We start from the raw sequence: 18,284 nt of genomic DNA, 5'->3' as shown, positions 1-18,284 counted from the left end.
CGGCGATGCTATCAGTCTCCATTGATCCCTCTACGCGTTGACAGGCTTTCAATGGAATCAATCCAGCGAATCTTTTATACAAGTGATCAGGTAAAGCTAATCACTGACGCATACCGGCATGTTTTTGGGCCTATCGGTGGTGAACTGCGGGAATACTGGGACTTGGACCGGAAGCGTGAATGGGGTTGCCTGACAAGCGACTTCCAAGTCGCCACTTTCGATCAGTATGAGCAAGCCAGCAAGCTTGCGATGCAGGTTGAGGCAACCATTTTCGATCCGGTTCAACGCGGGCATGCCCTACGTGAAGTGACACGGCAGACAAAGGTTGGCTTGAGTCTCGGGCCCTGCCCTTGGACGGATCACGGACTGTTTCAAACTTATGAGCAGAACAAGGGAAAGGGACGATTGACCATCATCCTCGGTCACGACTGGTATCCCATTGTCCCGGCGCGTGCGAAGACGCCACACCCTGTTGATGTGCCGTTGTCGCGCTATGCCGGGTTGCGTGGCCTCATTAAGTACATCAATGTCGGCGCTGTACCTGCGTCCATCATGGACAAATCGGAGATGCTGATCTTTTTGAACTTCAAGCCTGACTTTCGCCCGCCCAACTCACCAACAGTGGGCCCCTTTGAACCGTATGCCCGCTGTTCAGAGGGCTTCAATGCGCTCGTCGATGCAGTCAGTAGAAACTTCAAGGTTCAGGTCATTAGTTGGGGAGCAAACGTTTGGGAACTGCTAAGGAAGCAGGTTGCTGATCTACAGAAGCCCCTTGGGATTTGCGTTCACGCACGTTCGCCGGAAGGTTTTGGTCGCCCCTTGGAACTGATCTGCGGTAAACGTACCATTCCTTACCTCCCTCTTGCTCATCCTTGCGACAGGCGCAACTTCAACGAGCAACACGCCGCCCATGCCAAGGAAGGGTTTCTCAAAATGGGACTTGGCGGCACAGGCAAGGTATCACCGCTGTAACTAGAGAACGCCATAAAGCAGAAGGCCCACTACATGGTGGGCCTTCGCGTTCATGAACCGCCAAACCTGCGCCGCCCCTGAAATCGCCGTCTTTTCTTTCGTTCCCGGTTCAATCTGCAAGTACAGATCGATCAGTTCCTTCCGTGTCATGCCAACCTTGGCATGGGGAGCAAGCTGTGTCCAGTCGATAGCTGCAATGCCCCTCTCTCGCAGTTGGGACTGGTTCACCGGGTCAAGCCGCGTCAAACAAGGTTAGCCGCACGGGCAATCTTGACGCGACATTTGGGATAGTTTCGGCAACCCCAGAATGAACTGTCCTTACCTTGCCGCTCCACCATCTTCACGCCGCAGGCCGCACATGTCGGTGTCCAGTAGTCGCCTTTGAACGCCTGCGCCAGCAACGTCGCCTGCTTATACTGATCGAGTGCGCGAATACGTTCGACGATGCCCGCACCGTCCAGTAGCTGGATGCCCGCCTCGGCGGCATAGGTCTGCACTGGCTGGCCGATGTACCCCGCCAACGACCAGAAGACGCCCCGCTTCACCTGCTTCGAGTGCATGACCCCACCAAGTGCCCGAACCGGTTCGACCTTGACCCGTGAACGCCATGCCTTGCACTGGACGACCGCAATAGGGGCCGACAGTCCATCCTTGTACAGCGTGGCATCGATACCGCCGTCTGCCCCATGCGACACCGTCTTGACGGTGAAATCCAGGGCCTCGTAGTACCAAACGCATAGCATCTCAAACCGCTTCCATTCCAGTTGTTTGAGTGCATCCAGGGACCATTCTGTGGGTTTTGCAGGCGCAGTCTTCTGGCGCAGGACTGAGAGCGCCTCATCAATCCGGTCTTTCGCCTCTGGATTCCTGTTCACCACGGGGCTAGGACTAGGAACTACACGGATGGTATGTTCCCGGCGTAAGGGCCGTGCATTGCCAGATGCCGCAACTACGTCGGATTGGCGCTTTCGTGCGCGCAGGTAGGCAAGCAGCCCAAGAAAGCCGAACATCGTCGCCGGGACCCATGCGAGGGACCGGCTGACCATAGCAAGGCCGATCAAGAAGGGATTTGACGCGAACAAGGCAGGCAGAATTGCATAGAACCCGATGTAGCTGCCCAAGGCCAATGCAGCCGATACCCACCACGGCGCATCCAGCAGGATGTCACTCAGAGACGGTTCCCTTCTCCTTCGACCCATTAAGCCACCTCATTTCTTGTTCAAATCGTATTGGCGTCCAATCTAGCAGAAGTACCGTGGCATGCCGGTTGTGCGGGACCAACACCCCACGTATTGGCTATTTTCAGGCTGGCTCAACGACGGACCACGGTAGCAATTTGCGCTGTCACCACAGCAACCGTTCTGTCGCAAGCTATGACGTTTCCGCTCCCTTCGACGATGGCGCAGAGGCCCGATCCTCGGCTTGGGAGGCAAGGTAGTCGGCAGTGAGCCACATACCGGTATCAGGCGGGGCTTCGGGAAAGTTCGGCGACCGTAGTGGTGACAGGTCTACCGGCAAACGGGAAGTTGCAGCGATGAACTGTGACGAGTCATCAAGCCTTCTCAGGCCAAACTGGCGACTACGGTCGCCTTGTTCATCCCAGACGATCCAGAAGCCGAAGGGGAAGAACTTGAATACGTGTCCATAGATCGACGCCCCGTTCCCGCCGAAGAAGCCCATCACCGAATGCTTCATGACGACCCGCCGCCGATGTGGGTAGAACCAGTAGTAGATGCACACCTCGTTGGGCAAACGTCTTGTCGGGTCAAGCACATACGCCCTCAGTGCATCGTCCAGCGGAATTGCGAGGTCATTCGCCACAACGTCTCTGACAGCGTTGGCGGCCAACAAATGTCCGAGTACAGAACGAAGAAACCGGTTCGGCTGATAGTCGAATAGCCGTGTCCGAGGCAACGCCAACCGGCTGCCTGACGCCTGTCGGAAATACTGTTCGATGTCGAGAACAACCTTGCTCAGTGCGGGATCGTATTGGGTGCCAAGCAGGGTGCTGTTGCAATGCCCGCAAATCGTTCGGAAATGCGATCCACCTTGTGACAGAACGGGCTTTAGCCGTCCTTGCGATCTGCTCTCGTAGACGTGGCTAATGACTGAGTCATTTATGTTCCCGCAACCCTTCGGCGGGACATGGTCCTTCGTAAGGGAGCCATGAGCGCGGCAGATCGCACAGTACCCGATGCTCGGTCCACGGTTAGTCAGCCTTTCATGCAAGTTCCTTGTGTAGCTAGTCACGGCTTGATGTCTGCAAAGTTTGTCGGTCTCGGCTTACGTGTCCAACTGATCCCATTCATCGCCAAGCATCCAGCGAAGAGCGGACAGTTTGCCATTGATCATGCCCCACTCGAAATCGGTCCACGGGCCAAAGTTGCCAGCGCCAAGCTGCCGTTCCGCCTTTTTTGCTGCCCTTAAGGCTCCCTTCCAGATGTCGTCTGCGATGTGGGTCTGCGTCGTCAACTTCTTCTTGTTCCACCCGTCTTCCCAATCCGCCCGGCTAATAATCTTCAGTTTGCCTTGCTCGACCCACCACTCGCGGTTCTTGTGCCTGTTGTACCAGACCTGCGTCGTCAAGCGGTCCATTGCTTCCAGAATCTCTGTGAGACTTCTTGGTTCTTGATGCCATTCCTGTTCCCACATAGCGTGGGTGACATGCATTGGGTCGATACGTCGCAGGCATTCAGCCAAGTTGATGAAGTACATGGACTTGATCTTCGAGAACGAGCCCGCTAGATCGGGGTGCGGCAGTTTCTGATTGCCGTTGACAACGCTGAAATCGTGCTTGTTGTGTGTCACGAAAGCGAACCGCTGTCCCGCGCCGCCCATTGTCCGCACGTAGTCGAAGTAAGTCTCGATCAGGACCGCGTCTGCCATCGAGTTCTTGTTTTCATGGTGACAGGGAGCCTTCCGGTGCAGTGCGCGGTCTGCTGCCCGAATCTTTACCTCGTCGCTGGCCTCAATGGCGGTCGTCGAAGTGAGAATTGTACTGATCCGGTTTAGCACGCCCTCCGCTGCGCCGCCCATGATGGGAATCCGGTGGTCTACGTCTGACAGGTAGGCCAGCACCCTGTCCTTCTGCCGTCTGTCGCCGTCAGCTTTTCGGATGGCGTCCTTGACCAGATTGAAATGGGTGGAAAGGCTCTTGGCGCTGGACTTGGCAACCCGCGTTCGATTCTTCTGAAATTCATTGACAACGATGTGCGGCACCAGAAGGTTCACACGTCCGGCAGCAACAAGGTCTTCGAGTAGTTCCAGCAGAGGCGTCTGTTTGGCGTTCTCAGCAAGGTCAAGCCAGACACTGGTGTCGATGAGCAGGTTGAACATTGGTTTGGATAGTTGTTCTTGCCAACGCTGTAGGAAGTCGTGCCCGACGAACTGTTCCCGTTGTTCCATTAATTCTGCCGCAATGTCGTCGCTTCCCTGACCGGCATCACGGTGCTGCAAGCGTAGCACCGTTGGCCCTTGCAGAAATAGCCGCTTCGTGCAGAAGCACGTCATTAGTGATACCGACCCAAGTTTGGTTGCGCAAGAACGAAAAAAAGGATGCCGAGGCATCCTTCGTGATATGAGTGTGGTCGATTATGACGCCGCCAGCTTCTGGATTCTGTCGTTCACCGCCTTCAACAGACAGGCCGAATCGGTACAGGCGTTTCGCTCTTGTTTCATCCATTCGACTTGTTGTGCCTTCAGGGCATTGATGTCGGTGGACTTCGCCTTGGCTTCACCGTATGCCTTTGCAAGGCGTCTGTCCGCAGCCGCAGTCTCGGGGGTCGAACAAATGAGCTTCTCGATCTTGGAAGCCGCCCTGCCACAGTCAAAGCTTGCCTCGATCACGGATTTCTCAGGGCGGGCAAGCACCGTCGCAGCAGTCGCAGGTTCTTCCTTGGCTTCAGGCGCGGGCATTACCTGTGCCGGTGCTGCTGATTCTTGAACAGCCGGTGGCTGTACCGGGTTCGGAACGGTTACAGCCTGCTGCTGCGCTACAACTCGGTCAGACGACTTGTCCGCCTCAACCGGCACTACAGGGCTGGTCGGTTCGTTCTGGACTTCGGCAACCTGCGCAGTCTTGGCCGGGGCCGATCCGAACGCCTCATTCACGATGTCTTCCATCGGAACTACCTTGGTCAGCAGCACTGCCATGCCAATGAAGGCTGCAACGGCGCCGATGGTTTGCGGCCCAAAACTCCAAAACAACTGTTGTCCGGCAAGTTCCGACGCACTACGTGCGAACACAACGTCCGGCATCACGGCCTGCCTGAATGCATCGCCCAACCGGGACGCCACGGGTCCGACGACCAAGAAGGCTGCCGCGAACCCGCCAATGACCATAGCAACCTTCTGTTCACTGCCCACGAAAGCCCGGTAGGCGAAGAATCCGAAGATGGCCGCACCCACGATGCCGAAGAAGATGCCAAGGGCCCAGTTCAGTCCCTTTTCCGCTTCGACCTCTGCGGCGGCAGCTTCGGCTGCGGCTATATCACCGCCACAGTGCTTGCAACGGATCGCTGCATCCTGAATGTCTTCACTACAGAAAACGCATTTTTTCATCGAATCTCCCCTTGAACCCTTTCCCAAGCCCGCTTCGACGCAGTCCGGCGCCTCAATGGGGACCATGGTCCGTCGTCAGGGCGCGATGATACCGCACACGATGCGGGGATGCCAATTCGGACCCACAAACGCAAAGACCCCTCTTTAGTTGCTCTTGGAGAAGCGATTCGCCGCCTCCGCGAAGCCAAAGACCTGTCGCAGGAATCATTGGCCTTGCATGCCGACGTAGACCGAAGCTATGTGGGACGGGTGGAACGCGGCACCAACAACGCCGCAACACTGACATTGAAAAGACTGGCAAATGCCCTTGGCATTTCTTTGGCCGAACTGATGGCCGAAGCCGGGTTATGAGACAGCCTCAACGGCAGCTTCTTCCTTGACCTGCTGTGCCAGCCGCGACAGCGTGGACCGGGAACAGCCGGTGGCCGCGATGATGGTGTTCCAGCTATCGCCCCGGCGCAGCATGTTCATGATGGCAGCGTTCCGCTGGACATCAGGCTTGCGCCCCTTGTAGCCACCTTCCGCCTTCAGTTTGGCGATTCCTTGCGCCTGCCGCCGCCTGCGGTCGGTGTAATCCTTCCGAGCAATCGCGGCCAGCATGTCCAGCATCATGGCATTGAGGGCATCCATCATTCGACCGGTAATGTCGTCAGTGCTGGTGGTCAACATCCATGAGGTCGGCAGGTCAAGTGCAACGACCCGAACGCGACGGGCTTGAAGTTCAGACTTCAGCCGTTGCCAGTCTTCATTGTTCAGTCTCGACAACCGATCCACTTGCTCGCACAGCAAAATGTCGCCTTCATGGCAGTCAGACAACAGACGGAACAACTCAGGTCTTTGAAGCGAAGCCCCGGATTCGTTCTCGATGTAGAAGGACACGATCTGTAATCCCCGGTCCTTCGCGAACTCGACCAGGTCCGACTTGGCACGACCAGCATCCTGTTCCTTGGTTGATGCACGAAGGTACGCTCTGACGTACATAACCACCCTATCGGTTCCTTTAGGATAGTTCGAATAATACAAGTTCGATTAGGGTTGTGTCAATCCACATACCGAACCAATTCCAGACCGGTTCGCGAAAGGCATACCCGTCTGGAACTGGTTGCAGCATGGAATCGGCTAATCCCCTGAACCGGGTTTTCGCATTCGCGCCGTAGCAGCGTTGATGTGTGCTGAAAGACCATCAAGGTCGGGAAACAGATGCGTCCGATCAATGCCGTAGTCCGCGAGAAGCTTCACGATATCGGGCTTCAGGTTCGCCGGGATGTGAAGGCATATCAGATTGGGGTCTCCATTTCCCAGACGCGACTCCTTCACGCCAATCGCATGCGCTGCATCGCAGTGAACGGTGAACAGACCTTTCTGATTGATGATTCGCGGGAACGCAGCTTTGGGAATGTAGCCAAATACTCCGTGGCACCCTTTCAATGTGTCTTGGGTGATTTGGTCAGTCATCAATGTGTCACCCATCTCGTACATCCATATCGCACCATCCCTGTCGGCATGATCGGAACACGCAAAGTAACACGCGACCAAAGGGTTCATCGACCAGTCAAGCAACCGCGTCGCAAGGCCGTGATGTTGCGCCAATGCAAGTTGTTCAAGATAGCTTGATGACAGCGAAGTGTATGCAACGGCGCTTTTGGTCCAGTTATGGAATCGACCAAGGTCCCTGTTATCCGGTAAATAAAACTCGGGCCGTCCCGCCTTCGGCAGCAGTTCCCAACTCGCCTGAGCATGACCTCTGAATAGCCACCCTACCCCGTCGTGGCTTCTGAATCCGCGAAAGACCTTGTGAAGCATATCCACGTCGGTCAGCTTGATCGTCCCGTATTCCATGTTCTTCGATTGGTTGTTGGTCGAATTCCCCGATGCCTGAAATTCTCGCAGATACAGCACTGCGCAGCCGATGTGAATCAGGAACCGGTCGATCACTGGTGTAGCGACCTGCGGTCGCCCGCTTCGCGAACACAGCGGTCGCATACCCCCTTCCTCGCAACGGAACCCCGAAACCCCCGCCGGAAGAAAAAGACCAGTGACGAAGTGACGAACAGCGGTCGATTTCGTAAACTTTTTCTTATCTGATTGATATAGAAGAAGTTTCCAAAAACAGACGTAGTTCATCACTTCGTCACTGATCGACCAGCGGATCAGTTGAGCACCGGTCTCGGTACAGGTTGAACCTGCTTTCTTTCCGGCGAGACACCGCCCCGGAGGGAGTGGCGGAAATCGGTCAAGGCGAGACCGGAGATCAGCATCTTGCTGTTCGATTTTCTGATGTCACGGCCGCGATCACGCAATCCGCTATTGAATTTGCGCGAGCTGATGGGGCGGATGCCGTTGTCTTGTGCCCACAACGTGTAGTTGTCGTAGGCTTCCGGACAAGGCAGATCGCTGGACGAAGATTCAGTGCATTCTTTCAACCACTGCCCGATGATGTCTTGGTCTTCCTTGTAAGACGCCGTTGCTTCGAGAACCGCACGAGGCGTATCGGACAAGCCACGACGACGCCATTCCAAACAACCTTTCGCCATCCACGCAAGGATGTGCGCCGCCTCTTCCCGCAGCTTCGCCGGAAGTTGCTGGTCCCTTTCTTCCGGCGCAAACGTCTTCTTGAACGGGATGATCTTCAACCGGCGTTCCAAGCCGCCATCGTTACCCGAGTAGTCCGGCATGTGATTACCGGTGATGATGAGTTTCATCACCGGCGTGAAGGTAATCGGTTCACCGTAGTTCGCCCGCACAGTCATCGAATCACCAGCCACAAGGCTCTTGATCCGCGATTGCGCGAATTTCGAGTTTTCCTCTGCCTCGGAGGACATCACCATGCGTGCGCCGACAAGCGGAACAAGGTCAGGCGTAGCTGCGCCGCCCTGCCGGTTGGTCGCACACAGCGTCTCGGGAGCCACCACGCGGGCGTAGTCACCCATGAGATGTTTCAGCGTCTCAGCAAGCACGGATTTGCCGTTGGCCCCGCGTCCATGCAGGAACAGGAAAAACTGTTCTTCCGTCGAAGCCGTCAGCAAGTAGCCACAGAACCGCTGGAACCAATCAAGCAGTTCCAGATCGCCTCTGAAGACCTCACAAAGAAACTGCGTCCAACGTTCGGCGCGGTCCGGGTCCCCAAGTTCGGTCACATTGAGCGACTTGGTGACGTAATCCACGGGTGTCGCAGACCGTGCCCGACCGGTGCGCAGATCAAGGACTTGCCGAGCGTTGTCAAAGCCGACCAGCGTGTCATCGGCATCGAGACTTGCTAGGGAGACGCGGACCTGCTGAAAGTTCTTCAACGCAGAAATCGCATTGGTTAGCACCTTCTGCTGCTGGCACTGCCGGGACCACTTCGCAAATTCAATCGAATGCGATAGGTATTGCCCGGCCTCGGCGTGAAGCATTACCGGCAACTGCTTGGCGGCAAGCGTGTAGACCCAAGACCCATCGTCCCATTGCCACGCGGTGCCGTCCCAGACAAGCCACTTGTTGATGTCGAACACGTACTTCAAGCGATTGCCAACGAGATCGAACAACCTTTGCGCATTGCCATAGTCAGTCAGGGGATGCGTTGTCGCAGTACCGTTGCGGACATCGAACCCCGGCAAGTTGGGCACGGTGGACGGGCCGATTACATCCGTCACAGGCACCACCACCGCTGTCTGAGGGATTCCCCGAATCAGTCCTTCCACTGCCTCGATTCCTTCAGCCTTGTGCAGGTCATTAAAGTCGCCCGCATCACGACCATCAGCAAAGACCGGGTAGACCGCAACCGCGTTAGCCGCGACAGCAATGGCGTCTTCGGCATACCGCTTACCTGCACCGGACTTGTCCAGATCACCAGCGACAACAATGCGAGTATTCGGATACTGCGGTCCAAGGTCCTGGACCACCGCAGCAAGGTTGCTGCCATTGAAGCAAATCACCGTCGGTTGGCCGGTCGCTTCATGCAACGAACAACCAGTCGCCCAGCCTTCGCACACGATCAACGGAAGCCCTTCAACCGGATCACCCAAGATCAGACGCCCGGATTTCATCTTTCCATTGGTGAGAAACCGCTTTCCCCCGTCGTCTTCGATAAACTGCAAACTCTGCAACTCGTCGTCAGGGCCAAACACCGGCAGAACCAGCACACCATCCGAACACTGCCGTGCGCCGAAGGGAGTGATGCCCTTTTGCATTACATACGGGTGTGCCGCTTCAAGTTCCGTGCTGTCGGCAAAAATGCGAACCGCTGTCTCGCGACCCTGAGCGTGTTTGGCTGCAAGGTCTGCCTCAGCCTGTTCGCGCTGTTCCTTTGCGCGGCGGCGGGCTTCCTTCAGTTCGTCCGCAGACGGCGGCGGTGCATGGAGATCACGCTGCTGCCACACGTACTTTTCGCCAGTACGGTAGTCGCCGAACACCGCGCCTATGCCATCAGGGAAAAGCTTGCACCAACCGGCGTCGTCGGCTTGGGTTCCATCAGTCGGGAACCGGACAAACTGACCACGTTCCAGCTTGCACTTCGGGAACGGGATGCCCACTTGGGCGAAGGCACCATATAGGTCTTGGGTGAAAACTACATTGTTTTTGGTTTGATTCATTAGTTGTTGCGCACAATTGCGCATAGCAATAGGCCTTCCCCGCCAGCCTTGGAAAGGGCGCGAACGGACGCACCGCATGGCGCAGAAACGCGACCAGACAGCAAGGAAGGAAGCCTCCGGTATTGAATTGAGTTCTCGGAGACGGATGGCCGCAGCAGACGCAGAAACGCCATGCGGAATGCGAACGCAACAAGCCCGAGAACGGCTTAGGTACTGCTAAGGGAATTCATGTAGACGCTTGACCAGAACAGTCGAAGCGTTGTGGCAGAAGCCACGTAGCGTTCAGCCGAAAGCATGAACGACATAGTGCGCATTATGCCATGGCAGGACCGTTTTTGTCAACAAAATTCTTGACATGCAGACGGATTTGTTGTCACGCATTACCACACGACACCGCGCCTTCCAGTCAGGCCCCTCGACCAAACGGCAGCGCGACCGTTGGTCAGGTCCATTGCAAATTGCCACCGTCCCTGCCGCGACTGCAATCGGCAATGCGAGATGTCATCCCACGCTTGCTCATGTAGTGCCAGATGCTGTGATCGAAGTGGGCGCGGTCGATGCCAAGGATGTCTGCCGCAGCGTTGATTATGGCTTGGTCTTCGCCGTAGCCCTTTGGCACCAGTCCTGCCAGCCAGAGAAAATTGCGGAGATGCCGGTCAATCGCACTGGTCGATACCCCGACCAAGATGCGGAAATAGTCCACCGTCTTCGGGCCGATGCCTTTGATGGACCGAAGCTTTGAAGGGCTGTCATTGCCGGTAAGCCAGTTCCGAAGATCGGCTTCGTCGTCTATGCCTTGCGATGCGAACAGGCTAAGAACATGGCAGAACCGGTCCGCCCGGTCTTGGCCCCGCCAGTTAAGGAAGTCCGTGGCACTGATTGTTCGCAGTAGGGCAAGGACGGCAGTGGTCGTTCGTGCCACCGGGTATTCGGCCAAGATGCGGTTCACGCGTGGTTTCACATGTGTTGAATATCGCAAGTTGGCTTGGAGAACCGCATCGGCAACCGTCGCACCCATGTGGTTGTAGTTGCAATCCATGTTCTCCGAGACCACGAAGTCAGGAAGAGACCGGACGAACTGAGCAAGCCTTTCGGCATCAGCGATGGACATCGGCTCTCCTGCAAGATTGATCGTGTATCGAGGCTGACCACTCAATCTGTAATGCCTGCACGACCCACGATCAATCCACCATCGGGCTATCAACCCGCCGTAGCTTCCCGAACCCGCATGATCGTCTGGCGGCTTGTCTTCATGTCGCGGGCGATCTGGGCGACTGAGACACCAGTATTCAGCCGGTCCACGACCACGGCACGCTGATCGGGTGTCAGGGCGGAGGGCCTGCCAAAGGTCTTCCCTTCGGATTTCGCACGTCGGATGCCAGCCTGCGTCCGTTCGATGAGAAGGTCCCGTTCGAATTCGGCTACCGCGTTGATGACCTGCATGGTCATCTTGCCTGCCGGACTGGTCAGGTCTACACCGCCAAGCGCCAGACAGTGAACGCGAACGCCAGCGGCATCCAGCCGTTCCACCGTCGCCCGCACGTCAATGGCGTTGCGGCCAAGTCGGTCCAGCTTGGTCACGATCAGCACATCGCCTTCTTCCAGCTTGTCCATCAACTTGGAGAAGCCCTTGCGTTCGCAAGCGGCCACCGAACCGGAGACGGTTTCAGCGATGATCCGCTGCTTGGCGACGGTGAATCCCGCAGCCTCAATCTCCTTCACTTGGTTCTCGGTCGTTTGGTCCGCAGTCGATACCCGGCAATACGCAAATAGTCGTGACATCCGCACCTCGCATGTCCGAAATAGGAGTACGGAATATACATCATGTCCGCAAGGTTTACAAGCCTACTTTCGGACATGGGTTCACATGGGAGTCCGACAGTGCTCGGTTTCGGACGCTTCGAGATTCCCAACGCTCGTCGCGGGGACAAAACGAAGTCCGGCTGAACAAAGGCTGTTGGTATGCCTTTGAACACGATGGTCGTGCCTAACGCAGGGACAGTCCGGGAAATCACGTTCGATTCGTGGCAGACTACAAGGCGGGTCTACGCCTGCCGTCTCAGTTCTTGCAGGTAACGAGCACGGGAGCCTTGCTGGTAGATTGCCAAAGTGCCATATGGGACGTGGGTTCGGCACAGATCGATCACAAGCCGCCAACCGGTAACAAAAAGAAAGGGCAAAGTGAGTACTGCTGACATTTTTCGGGATTTTATATCGAATCTCGCGGTCGATAATGACGATCAGATTTCGCTACGATATGGAGAAATTACCGGCGCGCTAAACAATGAGTTCCGTGATACGGATTCAAAGTCTGCGAATAATTTGCAGGTTGGGTCTTATGGGCGCTGGACTGCCATTCGGGGCATCTCAGACCTCGATATGCTCTATATTGTCCCAGCCTCCGTTTGGTCCGACTATAATTGCGCGGGCGGTCAATCCCGACTGCTTACCCGCACAAAGGACGCAATTAAGGCAAGATACCCTCGTACAGAAGTATTCGTTGATCGCCTTGTCGTTCGGGTACTGTACAAAGACTTTCACGTTGAAGTTCAGCCCGTTTTCGAACAAAATGACGGCAGTTTCAAATATCCCGACACATATAATGGTGGAAGCTGGAAAATCACCAAGCCGCGTGACGAGATAAGCGCCATCAAGGAATTCGACGACCAAAAAAACAAGAATTTGCGTCGCCTTTGCAAAATGGCAAGAGCCTGGAAGAATAAACATGGAGTCGGCATAGGCGGCCTCTTGATTGATACCCTTGCTCATAATTTCCTCAAGGGCACTTCCGATTTTGATAGCAAAAGCTACCTTTATTATGATTGGATGTCACGCGACTTCTTCAAGTATCTCGCAGACTTACCCAATCAGGATTACTTTGCGGCACTTGGTAGCGGCCAACGTGTCCGAGTCAAAGACAAATTTCAGAAGAAAGCGAAAATCGCTCACGATCTCGCAGTGAAGGCCATCGAAGAGTCAGACGAAGCTAAACAATGTGATAAGTGGCGAAAAGTTTTCGGCACTCCATTTCCGCAGGCGAAAGAGAAGGCTGAAGCGAGAAAGATTGCATTGGAAGCTGCGCGAGACACTGAGCAATTCATCGAAAATCAACATTCCATTGATATTCGTGCCGTTCTTAAAATCGAATGCGACGTCTCACAGAACGGCTTTCGCGAATCTCCATTAAGAGAAATGCTTCGCCGACGACTGCCTCTCAGGGTCAGGAAGAATCTTCGCTTCTTTGTAACTGAACACAACATTGGCGGCAACTTCGACCTGTATTGGAAAGTTCTGAATCGTGGCCCCGAAGCAGTAAGAAGGGATTGCATACGAGGTCAAATCCGAAAAGATGATGGTGCCATGTCGATCTCAGAATCCACCGATTTTGCAGGCGACCACATTGTGGAATGTTATGCCATAAAAAATGGTGTGGTAATAGCAAAAGACAGGATCGAAGTGCCAATCTCGAATTGAGCCGACAATATGCAAAAGGATAATCTCCTAAAAAATATCGCCACGACTGGATATAATGTCGGTTTTGGTGCCAAGAAACATTTCGCAACATACGACATCGTTGAGAAAACACCTGGCTGGATTGGGTTTATTTCTACCGCGTTCGGCGTTTACGCTCTTGTCTTCGACAGCTTATCGACCAAGTTTCTCTCTGCGACATTCGTAGTCTTTGGAATCGTGGCGCTTTATATCACATTTTACGACTCCAAGAAGACTGCGTATGAAAATGCGGGAATCGAACTGACGAAGCAATTTAACGGCCTCCGCGATTTGTATCGAACGGTACAAACAACAACCAATCCCGACTTAAGTGCTTATGTTCAGCAGCTTTCCGCGATAGAGCAAACCTATTATGGAATAAGTTTAAGCAAGCAAATCACCTTCAGTGATTGGTATGCGCATTACAAATTCTTCTGGCAGCATCAAATCGACTGGATCGATGAACAAAAGAACTTTAGATTTTGGCGAGATAAAGTTCCTCTCAGTTTTACGGCCACGCTCATAGTTGCGTTAGTTGCCATGGGCGTCGCTGCTGCGTACCACGTCAAGTGGTGCACCTTGCCGTCCTGACATAACCAGAATTAGGTCTCGTTGGAGTGCGACCTTTCGGGGTCGAATGACATTTTCTAGCCATTTCAATATAGCAGTAATTTACAATGAGTCTTCCGCTTGTTATTGAACTGCAACGCATGGCCGTGGATGAACGCACGTCGGTCGTACAGTTAGTGCGAACCGCAAAATTAATTGCGGGCAAGCTGGCACTGGCGGATGTCGCCGATTGGATCGACGCAGAATTGAACGGATATCGCAATCAACCGCTCCCCAAATATAGGGTTTTGTTTGGCGAATGTAGGGCGTTCAATCCTTATCGAGGATGGATACCCGCACAGTTTCCGAACTCAGAACTTCATGACCTCTGCTCCGAGGCTAATGTAGCTCAGTCTCTTGGGTCCATGGAGCCTTTGGTATTTGGAGATAGCGACCATGCCATCTTTCCATTCACATTTGAGCAAGAAAAGATTCTCCAAACATTATTCAGAGAGGACATGAAGTTTGGGATTTATTTAACCAAAGGACATCTAGCTGGAATATTTGACGCAGTTCGAAATTTGACTTTAGATTGGTGCCTTAAACTGGAACAAGCAGGCGTTCTTGGCGCGAATATGTCATTCTCAGTTTCGGAAAAAAAGGAGGCAGCACCCGTGACGCAACAATTTTTCATTCAAAATGCCGGGGTAGTTGGAAGTGTTTCTGACAATGCTGCGGTAACTAATAATCAGCAGATTACAGGTTCGCTATCTATTGGTAATGTACGCGACCTAGTGCATCAAGCAAACTCGCTCGTCAGTCAGTTACCTAAAAACATGGCAGACCAAGTGTCGAGCATATTAGCCGAACTGGATGGTGAGTCTCGGAAGGCTCGGCCAAATGAAAGCAAGTTAAGGGCGACCTTGGCCTCTCTTCGACAAGTCTGCGAGGGAGCGGCCGGTAACCTCGTTGCATCGGGCCTAACATCAGCCGTCTCAAGCCTGCTCGCGGGCTAATGCACTAAGGCACCATGGCGCATCCCTTTCGCGTCGTCTTCGATACGAATGCCTTTACCCGCGAGAACTTCGATGCTCTCGCGGACAGCCCTATGCGTGCACTGTGTGCCATTGGACGCCTTGTCCCTATCTATGGGCATGTATTTCTCGAAGAAACGCTCCGGGCCTATGAATCAGAGAACAAGCGGCAAGACTTAATTGAACGCTGGTTGCCGTTCATTTCAGGTACAGCCGACCGGCTTTGTAACGATTTCGTCGGCATCTGGCGCAAGGAGTTGGTACAGGGACGTGGGGTGAAATGCAACATCTTCATGGCCCCAAAGGATCAAGAAACGCTGCTGCGTAGGTTGCCGAATATCCCGTTGGATGGCAGTTGGCGGGCTTGGCAGGAATCAACGGCGGAACGGCTTGCGGACAATGTCAAGCGAGAAGCCCAGTTCGCTACATCGAAGGCCATCCGAAAGGAAGTGGCTGACGTGCGAAAGATGATGAACTACCGGCCCAAACGGGGCGATACAAGTCGGCTGGATGAGTTCTTCGAGAGCGAAGTTGAGGGAATGGGCCGACAGCTTCTGACCACGTTGGTTAGCTGTTGGAATCCTGCTGCCGTCGCAGACCGATGGGCTAGGGCGAAGATGCAGTACCCCTACTTTACGATGTTTGCTATCAATATGTGCTATGCCGGGCATCATGCGATGACCCGGCACAACGATAAGATCGACCTCAACGCCCAAGCCGACTTGGACTTGATGACGCATCTCTTGCATGCCGATGCGCTTGTTTCAAACGAACAAGGGTTCCTGCGTCAAGCGTTCGAGGACCTGTGGAAACCAAAAGGAAAGGTCATCTTTACGTCCCACCAGTTTGCAGACTTCATCAGAAAACTCTGACGCGTTGCGTTGCTACCAGCGTGGCGATTAGCGGCTCCACCAGTTCGAACCCTCGCAACTTTCCCAGCCAACGCACGGGGATGGACCGAAGTCGATGGCGGATGCCTGCCAGTCCGCCCGCAACCGCTGCGCTCGTATCCGTATCGTGGCCGAACTGGATAGCGGTCTTGATCACGTCTTCGAACGAATCCCCATCTTCCATACTTCGCTTGACTGTAGCCAGGCAATCCAACACGTAGCCGGTCCCGCGTGCCTGTTCAGTCTTCAGGAACCATCTCAGCACATCCAGTTCACGCAGCAATGCCTGCCGTTCCTGTCCGTTGGGCCAGTCATCGTAGATGTCGGCCAGCCTTTGATCAGCCCAGTCCCACGGGTCGGCAAGCTGATGCAGATAGCCTCGGGCCACCATGCACAGGTACGCGCAACATACCAGTGACCGGGGGTGTGCATGGGTCGGAATAGATTGTAGGGCCGCGTCTCGGACCAGTTCTTCGTCGCTACCGGTGTGCCACAGGGCCAACGGCAAACAGCGCATGACGGAACCATTGCCGTTGCTGCGTTCGTCCATTCCGCCCGTAAGATATGGCGACACGCCATCCCTTAGCTTCTCGATGGAATCCGCTGTTTGTAAGCCGCAGTCGAATACGTGGCCGTCAACTGCCATATAGCCATCGTCGTACCACCGCAGCAGCCGGTCGGCGAAATCTGGCAAGCTGAAGGTCCCACATTCGAGAAGGCTTGCTGCCAAACAGAGGGCTTGTGCACCATCATCCGACCACACCCCCGGCCCTACGCCAGCATGGGACCGTCTGAAATCAATGGGTGGCACCATGTCGATCTGGTGGCGGTCTGGTAGGTGTTCTGGTGCATTGAATTCATATGGGACACCAACAGCGTCGCCAACCAAAAGGCCGATAAGTCCTCCAACCGCCTGATTGGTGCCATAGCCCGGCAGCAGTGCGGCGAACCCATTCTTCTTGCTGTTTTTGTCCGTCAAATGCGACCCCCTAATGGTGATGGTTGTCCCCCAATGGAAGCGACTGTCGCGACCAAGGGTGACATTCGTTCCACTGGACCAGTGTCCACCAATGGTTGCCGGAACAATGGTCGTGCCACCGGCACTGCGACTGTGACAATCATTGGGGACATACACAACGGTTGATGCGGCGATCCGTTTACAGCCCTCGCTGCGAATGTCGGACGGTGGCAACTGCCCCGGCATTGGCAGGCCAACAGTGATCGACTGTCAAGCGGCGATCCATCAAGCAGACAGCTATCGCAAATCCCAACGCCATCTCGTAAACTTATGGGCGGCGCGTTTGGCCCGGTGCGATTGTTGTCCAAGCCTTGTCCAAACGCTGTCCAATTTGACCAACGAATCTGGTCAAGATCGAAGACATCGATCTCCGTAACACCTTGATTTTCAAGGCGTTTATATCAACGCCCGCAACCATGCTCGGAATGTGCAAGGCGGTGGACCGCGGCATGGTGATCGGCAATGTGAAGTTGCTGGAAAAGCATGGGGGCAAGTCGGGGGATTGGGTGGCGGCAGGCTGACCTCCGCACGTGACGCCTGCAACACGCGCCGCGATGGGCCCTGTCACGGCGTCTTACGCCAACGTCGTTCCCCGGTAATAAAGGTAACGCCGCATTTCCAGCCGCGCCGCCGTGGCGCCGGCGCGGGACAATTTGGTATTCAATACGATTGCAGGCCCGCGTTGGTTGCGGCCTGCTGACCCTGTCCGTGGCGTGCCATGCGGTGCGCGCGGGGAAGAGGTGAATACCATGAACGGGCGCATGCTCTGCCAGATCGCCCTGGCACTGGCGGCCACGGCCGCAAGCGGCGCCGCCCTCGCCGGGCGGGCCAATCTCCACGATGCCGCTTTACACGATAGCGACGCACGCGGCGGCTTTATCAAGACGCGCACAAGCGTCGGCGTGGGCCTCTATTTCGGGCCTGGCGTGTTCTACGGCGGCTACCCGTATGGCTACCCCGCCCCGTACTACTACCCGCCCGCCGTGGTCACCGCACCCGCGGCGCCGCCGCAGTACATCGAACAGGGACCGAACGGCCCCGTGCCGGTCCCCGGCCCGGACGGCGTAGCGCCGCAGCAGGGCTGGTGGTACCAATGCGACCAGCCCGAAGGCTACTACCCCTATGTGCAGTCCTGCCCCGGCGGCTGGCAGCGCATACTGGCACAGCCGCCGGCAAACTCCTGATGCGGGGTGAC

At 55.3% G+C, this 18,284-nt stretch carries 18 protein-coding genes and 1 pseudogene; 8 read left to right on the top strand and 11 right to left on the bottom strand.

Features of this window, described 5'->3' with window-relative positions:
* Window positions 1-51 precede the first annotated feature (51 nt).
* A complete protein-coding gene (locus tag RS901_RS09195) occupies window positions 52-972 on the top strand; it encodes a hypothetical protein (protein ID WP_316153095.1) in 921 nt (306 codons plus the stop codon).
* Here RS901_RS09195 and RS901_RS09190 read toward each other — a convergent pair whose 3' ends face one another.
* The 5 genes from RS901_RS09190 to RS901_RS09170 all read right to left on the bottom strand — a co-directional run bounded on the left by RS901_RS09190 (window position 973) and on the right by RS901_RS09170 (window position 5,532).
* Window positions 973-1,200 (bottom strand): hypothetical protein, encoded by a 228-nt coding sequence (locus RS901_RS09190; RefSeq protein ID WP_316153093.1) that lies wholly within the window; start codon window positions 1,198-1,200, stop codon window positions 973-975.
* A 14-nt stretch (window positions 1,201-1,214) separates the two neighbouring features.
* A complete protein-coding gene (locus RS901_RS09185) occupies window positions 1,215-2,093 on the bottom strand; it encodes a restriction endonuclease (protein WP_316153091.1) in 879 nt (292 codons plus the stop codon).
* Window positions 2,094-2,343: 250 nt separating this feature from the next.
* Complete coding sequence (locus RS901_RS09180) at window positions 2,344-2,820, bottom strand: hypothetical protein (RefSeq protein ID WP_316153089.1); 477 nt, start codon at window positions 2,818-2,820, stop codon at window positions 2,344-2,346.
* Window positions 2,821-3,255: 435 nt separating this feature from the next.
* Window positions 3,256-4,428 carry a PIN domain-containing protein gene (locus RS901_RS09175; RefSeq protein WP_316153087.1) on the bottom strand — a complete coding sequence of 391 codons (1,173 nt, stop codon included), beginning with the start codon at window positions 4,426-4,428 and terminating at the stop codon, window positions 3,256-3,258.
* A 135-nt stretch (window positions 4,429-4,563) separates the two neighbouring features.
* Window positions 4,564-5,532: a lysozyme inhibitor LprI family protein gene (locus RS901_RS09170; RefSeq protein WP_316153085.1), complete on the bottom strand. Its 969-nt coding sequence runs from the start codon at window positions 5,530-5,532 to the stop codon at window positions 4,564-4,566.
* A 108-nt stretch (window positions 5,533-5,640) separates the two neighbouring features.
* Here RS901_RS09170 and RS901_RS09165 point away from each other — a divergent pair, with 108 nt between their 5' ends.
* Window positions 5,641-5,883: a helix-turn-helix transcriptional regulator gene (locus RS901_RS09165; RefSeq protein ID WP_316153083.1), complete on the top strand. Its 243-nt coding sequence runs from the start codon at window positions 5,641-5,643 to the stop codon at window positions 5,881-5,883.
* On the opposite strand, the gene RS901_RS09160 is transcribed toward RS901_RS09165, so the two are convergent.
* The 5 genes from RS901_RS09160 to RS901_RS09140 all read right to left on the bottom strand — a co-directional run bounded on the left by RS901_RS09160 (window position 5,878) and on the right by RS901_RS09140 (window position 11,888).
* Window positions 5,878-6,513, bottom strand: coding sequence for a recombinase family protein (locus RS901_RS09160; RefSeq protein WP_316153440.1), 636 nt, complete (start codon window positions 6,511-6,513; stop codon window positions 5,878-5,880). The genes RS901_RS09165 and RS901_RS09160 overlap by 6 nt on opposite strands.
* A gap of 138 nt (window positions 6,514-6,651) precedes the next feature.
* Window positions 6,652-7,656 carry an FRG domain-containing protein gene (locus RS901_RS09155; RefSeq protein WP_316153438.1) on the bottom strand — a complete coding sequence of 335 codons (1,005 nt, stop codon included), beginning with the start codon at window positions 7,654-7,656 and terminating at the stop codon, window positions 6,652-6,654.
* A 26-nt stretch (window positions 7,657-7,682) separates the two neighbouring features.
* Entirely contained in the window at window positions 7,683-10,106 is a 2,424-nt protein-coding gene (locus RS901_RS09150) for a phage/plasmid primase, P4 family (protein WP_316153082.1), read from the bottom strand.
* Between the two features lie 442 nt (window positions 10,107-10,548).
* Window positions 10,549-11,217 carry a hypothetical protein gene (locus RS901_RS09145; protein WP_316153081.1) on the bottom strand — a complete coding sequence of 223 codons (669 nt, stop codon included), beginning with the start codon at window positions 11,215-11,217 and terminating at the stop codon, window positions 10,549-10,551.
* 89 nt (window positions 11,218-11,306) lie between these two features.
* Window positions 11,307-11,888 carry a recombinase family protein gene (locus RS901_RS09140; RefSeq protein ID WP_316153080.1) on the bottom strand — a complete coding sequence of 194 codons (582 nt, stop codon included), beginning with the start codon at window positions 11,886-11,888 and terminating at the stop codon, window positions 11,307-11,309.
* Between the two features lie 399 nt (window positions 11,889-12,287).
* Between RS901_RS09140 and RS901_RS09135 the strand changes: the two genes are divergently transcribed.
* The 4 genes from RS901_RS09135 to RS901_RS09120 all read left to right on the top strand — a co-directional run bounded on the left by RS901_RS09135 (window position 12,288) and on the right by RS901_RS09120 (window position 16,053).
* Window positions 12,288-13,580, top strand: a complete 1,293-nt coding sequence (locus tag RS901_RS09135) for an SMODS domain-containing nucleotidyltransferase (protein ID WP_316153078.1) — start codon at window positions 12,288-12,290, stop codon at window positions 13,578-13,580.
* A 9-nt stretch (window positions 13,581-13,589) separates the two neighbouring features.
* Window positions 13,590-14,189 (top strand): SLATT domain-containing protein, encoded by a 600-nt coding sequence (locus RS901_RS09130; RefSeq protein ID WP_316153076.1) that lies wholly within the window; start codon window positions 13,590-13,592, stop codon window positions 14,187-14,189.
* An 86-nt stretch (window positions 14,190-14,275) separates the two neighbouring features.
* Entirely contained in the window at window positions 14,276-15,163 is an 888-nt protein-coding gene (locus RS901_RS09125; RefSeq protein ID WP_316153074.1) for a hypothetical protein, read from the top strand.
* A gap of 14 nt (window positions 15,164-15,177) precedes the next feature.
* Window positions 15,178-16,053: a hypothetical protein gene (locus tag RS901_RS09120; RefSeq protein WP_316153072.1), complete on the top strand. Its 876-nt coding sequence runs from the start codon at window positions 15,178-15,180 to the stop codon at window positions 16,051-16,053.
* On the opposite strand, the gene RS901_RS09115 is transcribed toward RS901_RS09120, so the two are convergent.
* Window positions 16,040-17,050 (bottom strand): ADP-ribosylglycohydrolase family protein, encoded by a 1,011-nt coding sequence (locus RS901_RS09115; RefSeq protein ID WP_316153071.1) that lies wholly within the window; start codon window positions 17,048-17,050, stop codon window positions 16,040-16,042. The genes RS901_RS09120 and RS901_RS09115 overlap by 14 nt on opposite strands.
* 452 nt (window positions 17,051-17,502) lie before the next feature.
* Between RS901_RS09115 and moaC the strand changes: the two are divergent.
* Both moaC and RS901_RS09105 read left to right on the top strand, forming a co-directional pair.
* Window positions 17,503-17,610, top strand: a pseudogene (gene moaC / locus RS901_RS09110) (cyclic pyranopterin monophosphate synthase MoaC); the annotation flags it as partial.
* A gap of 228 nt (window positions 17,611-17,838) precedes the next feature.
* On the top strand, window positions 17,839-18,273 hold the full coding sequence (locus RS901_RS09105; RefSeq protein WP_316153069.1) for a hypothetical protein: 435 nt from the start codon (window positions 17,839-17,841) through the stop codon (window positions 18,271-18,273).
* The last annotated feature ends 11 nt before the right edge of the window (window positions 18,274-18,284 follow it).

Source organism: Cupriavidus sp. BIC8F, from assembly GCF_032465815.1.
Taxonomy (GTDB): Bacteria; Pseudomonadota; Gammaproteobacteria; order Burkholderiales; family Burkholderiaceae; genus Cupriavidus; species Cupriavidus necator.
This window is presented reverse-complemented; position numbering and strand designations above follow the sequence as displayed.

Bases quoted from the DNA above. Each gene is read 5' to 3' on its own strand.
- RS901_RS09125 (WP_316153074.1), top strand. From the start codon at position 14,276: ATGAGTCTTCCGCTTGTTATTGAACTGCAACGCATGGCCGTGGATGAA.
- RS901_RS09145 (WP_316153081.1), bottom strand. From the start codon at position 11,217: ATGTCCATCGCTGATGCCGAAAGGCTTGCTCAGTTCGTCCGGTCTCTT.
- RS901_RS09170 (WP_316153085.1), bottom strand. From the start codon at position 5,532: ATGAAAAAATGCGTTTTCTGTAGTGAAGACATTCAGGATGCAGCGATC.
- RS901_RS09120 (WP_316153072.1), top strand. From the start codon at position 15,178: ATGGCGCATCCCTTTCGCGTCGTCTTCGATACGAATGCCTTTACCCGC.
- RS901_RS09195 (WP_316153095.1), top strand. From the start codon at position 52: ATGGAATCAATCCAGCGAATCTTTTATACAAGTGATCAGGTAAAGCTA.
- RS901_RS09150 (WP_316153082.1), bottom strand. From the start codon at position 10,106: ATGAATCAAACCAAAAACAATGTAGTTTTCACCCAAGACCTATATGGT.
- RS901_RS09155 (WP_316153438.1), bottom strand. From the start codon at position 7,656: ATGAACTACGTCTGTTTTTGGAAACTTCTTCTATATCAATCAGATAAG.
- RS901_RS09140 (WP_316153080.1), bottom strand. From the start codon at position 11,888: ATGTCACGACTATTTGCGTATTGCCGGGTATCGACTGCGGACCAAACG.
- RS901_RS09165 (WP_316153083.1), top strand. From the start codon at position 5,641: ATGCCAATTCGGACCCACAAACGCAAAGACCCCTCTTTAGTTGCTCTT.
- RS901_RS09160 (WP_316153440.1), bottom strand. From the start codon at position 6,513: ATGTACGTCAGAGCGTACCTTCGTGCATCAACCAAGGAACAGGATGCT.
- RS901_RS09105 (WP_316153069.1), top strand. From the start codon at position 17,839: ATGAACGGGCGCATGCTCTGCCAGATCGCCCTGGCACTGGCGGCCACG.
- RS901_RS09130 (WP_316153076.1), top strand. From the start codon at position 13,590: ATGCAAAAGGATAATCTCCTAAAAAATATCGCCACGACTGGATATAAT.